At 66.4% G+C, this 3,029-nt stretch carries 3 protein-coding genes and 1 pseudogene; all 4 read right to left on the reverse strand.

Annotation, left to right across the window (positions count from 1 at the left end; all coding sequences use genetic code 11):
• Positions 1–647, reverse strand: a pseudogene (locus tag VA603_RS09335) (polysaccharide deacetylase family protein); the annotation flags it as partial.
• Between the two features lie 96 nt (positions 648–743).
• The gene (yidC, locus tag VA603_RS09340; RefSeq protein WP_323438630.1) at positions 744–2,456 is read right to left on the reverse strand and encodes a membrane protein insertase YidC; all 1,713 of its coding nucleotides are present in this window, start codon (positions 2,454–2,456) and stop codon (positions 744–746) included.
• Positions 2,456–2,914, reverse strand: a complete 459-nt coding sequence (gene rnpA, locus VA603_RS09345) for a ribonuclease P protein component (RefSeq protein WP_192287192.1) — start codon at positions 2,912–2,914, stop codon at positions 2,456–2,458. Before rnpA ends, yidC begins: the two co-directional genes overlap by 1 nt.
• A 38-nt stretch (positions 2,915–2,952) precedes the next feature.
• On the reverse strand, positions 2,953–3,029 hold a 77-nt coding region (rpmH, locus tag VA603_RS09350; protein ID WP_323438631.1), incomplete at its 5' end, for a 50S ribosomal protein L34.

A 3,029-nucleotide genomic window follows, 5' to 3' on the forward strand; every position in this document is an offset into this window, starting at 1 on the left:
AGGTGGGCGATGTAGTCGTCCCATTTCTCGCGCTTGAGCGTGATGGCTCGGGTGCGATCGAAACGGCTGAAGATCCGGGTGATTTCCTGGTTGTAGTTGCGCTCGATCTCGTCCAGCGCCTCCAGGTCCTCGCCGATGCGCTGGTGCAGCTTCACCGCCGGCAACGAGGAGTCCTTGCCGACCCGCTCGTGCAGGTCACGCAGCACTTCGCGGAACGCCAGGCGGTCGGCGTCGTACAGCTCCGGTGCCGATTCGATGTAGTCCAGCACCGTGCCCAGCGTGGCGAAGCGTTGTGGGCTGCTCTGGCGCAGCAACGCATCGAACTGCGCGGCGATGGCCTCGCGCTGCTCCAGCCCGTCATGGAACAACTGTTGGCCAATGCGGCTGGAGGTGGTGCGGTCGGCCGGCGTCTGCTGTGCCTCATCGGCCAGCAGCACGACGATGCGACGATGGCCATCCAACTGCTTCTGCAACGCGCCCAGCAGCGGTGCCGCCGCCGGGTCCGTCGCCGCCGCCGCGGCGGCGCTGGGTTGGGTGACGGGCGCCTTGCCGGCCGGCTCCTGCTGCCTGCCACAACCGGAGGCCAGCACGCAGGCCAGCAACAGGGGCGACAACAGCGCGCGGTACGAAGGCAGCGAACGGGGCATGGCGGGCTCGACGACGGGAAACGGTGGAAGGGGCGCGAACGCGGGGCGATTCTAACGCCACATGCGAAAAGCCCGCCTTGCGGCGGGCTCCTCGACTTACTTGGCTTCGACCTTGGCCGGCAGCGTGTCCTCGCCGTGCTTCTTGATCATGTACCACTGCTGCAGCAGGCTCAGGCCACCGTTGACCACCCAGTACAGCACCAGGCCGGACGGCATGAAGGCCATCATCACGCCGAACACCAGCGGCATGAACTGCATCATCTTCTGCTGCATCGGGTCCATGCCCACGGCCGGCGTCAGCTTCTGGGTGAACCACATCACCGCCATGTTGATGACCGGCAGGATGAAGTACGGGTCACGCGCGGTCAGGTCCTGGATCCAGGCAAACCACGGGGCCTGGCGCAGTTCCACCGACTCCACCAGCACCCAGTACAGGGCGAAGAAGATCGGCATCTGGATCAGCAGCGGCAGGCAGCCGCCCATCGGGTTGATCTTTTCCTTCTTGTACAGCTCCATCATCGCGGTCTGGAACTTCTGGCGGTCATCGCCATAGCGTTCCTTCAACTGCGCGATGCGCGGCTGGAACTTGCGCATCTTGGCCTGCGACTTGAACTGCGCATTGGCCAGCGGGAACAGCGCCAGCTTGAGCAGGATCACCAGGCCGATGATCGACCAGCCCCAGTTGCCGACCAGCTTGTGCACCTGGTTCATCACCCAGAACAGGCCCTGGCCGATGATCGCCATGATCGAGAAGCGGCTGTAGTCGACCACGCGGTCCAGGCCCTTCACGTCTTCCTTGGCGATCTGGTTGACCAGCTTCGGGCCCACCCACAGGCGCGCCTCGGTGCTGACCTTCTGCCCCGGTGCCACGGTGAAGCCCGGGCCGCTGGCTTCGATCACGTTGCGCGGGCCGTTCTGCGACAGGCGGTACAGCGCGGCCTGGTCGGCCTGCGGGATCCACGCGGTGAAGAAGTGGTGCTGCAGCATCGCCGCCCAGCCACCGGTGATGGTCTGGTTGAGGTTGCCGTCATCCATGTAGTCCTTGAACGCACGGCGCTGGTAGCCATCTTCCGGGCTGAACCAGGTGGCGCCATTGAAGCTGAAGGAGTCCGGGTTGGTCATGCCGCGGGTGACGATGGACGGCACGCGGTCCAGCTTGCGGAACACGTAGCCCTGCCACGGCGCGCTGCCGGCGTTGCTCACTTCATCCTTCACCGAAACGGCGTACTCGCCACGGGTGAAGGTATAGGTGCGGTGGATGCTCACGCCGTTGGGGCCATTCCACACGAACGGCACCTGCACCTGGTTCTGGCCGTCGGCCAGCACCACCTCGGTGGCGTTGCCGGCCGGCTGGAAACCGGCGGCGCCAGGTACCGGCGAACCGGACTGGCTGGCCCAACCGGCGGTGGCGGTATACGGGTGCGCCTTGTCCTCGGTCAGCAACTGCACCGGCGGGCTGCCGGCAGCCTTGGTCTGCGGAAACTGCAGCAGGTCGGCGTCGAGCACGCTGCGGCCATCCAGCACCAGCTTGAGGACGTCGGTGGTGACGGTCACGCGCGGTGCGGCACTGGCCGCTTCGACGCCGGCAACCGCCGGGGCGGCCGGAGCCTCATGGCCGGGGACGGTGGCCTGCGGCACAGTACCGGTGCCGGGCACGGCGAGGTCGGCGTCGTTGGCCACCGGCACGGCCGGCTGGGTCGCGGCCACGGTGGCCGGATCCGGCGCGTTCTTCTCGCGACCCCATTCCATCCACAGCAGCACGGCCACCATCAGCCAGGCGAAAATCAGGAATACACGGGTCTGGTTCATCAGCAGGCTGGCTCGGCTCGGCCGGACGAAGCATCCGGCGCGTTCAAAGGAGTGGGTTCAGCGCCCTTGCGCGGCGGCATTGTGCCGTCCGCGCCCGCAGCGGGCAATGCGCCGGCACGGCGCAGCAGGCGTTCGAACGCCTCGCGGATCTGTTGATTGCTGGCCGTCTTGGCCGCCGAGCGGGCAACGACGACGAAATCGCCACCGGCCAGGCACGGCAAAAGATGGCGTGTTGCATCGCGCAACACACGCTTGATACGGTTACGGCCGACCGCACGCGTATCCACCTTCCGTGACACGGCCATACCCAACCGAGCGGGGGCATCCCCTTTCAGCCAGTGGAGTGTCATCAGCGGGTCGGACACACGGCGAGCGCCGTTGAAGACCGTAGAGTATTCAGCGCGCGTACGAACCCGCGCAGAGCGAGGGAATCGCTTGCGCGGGAAGGCACTGCTCACGATTGAAGTTGCATGTGCCGCGGAGAGCGGCAACGCAATCAAGCGCTGAGGACTTTGCGGCCCTTGGCGCGGCGACGCGACAGGACCTTGCGGCCGTCAGCGGTCTTCATGCGGG

Source organism: Stenotrophomonas capsici, from assembly GCF_034961085.1.
In the GTDB taxonomy this organism is placed as follows: Bacteria; Pseudomonadota; Gammaproteobacteria; order Xanthomonadales; family Xanthomonadaceae; genus Stenotrophomonas; species Stenotrophomonas capsici.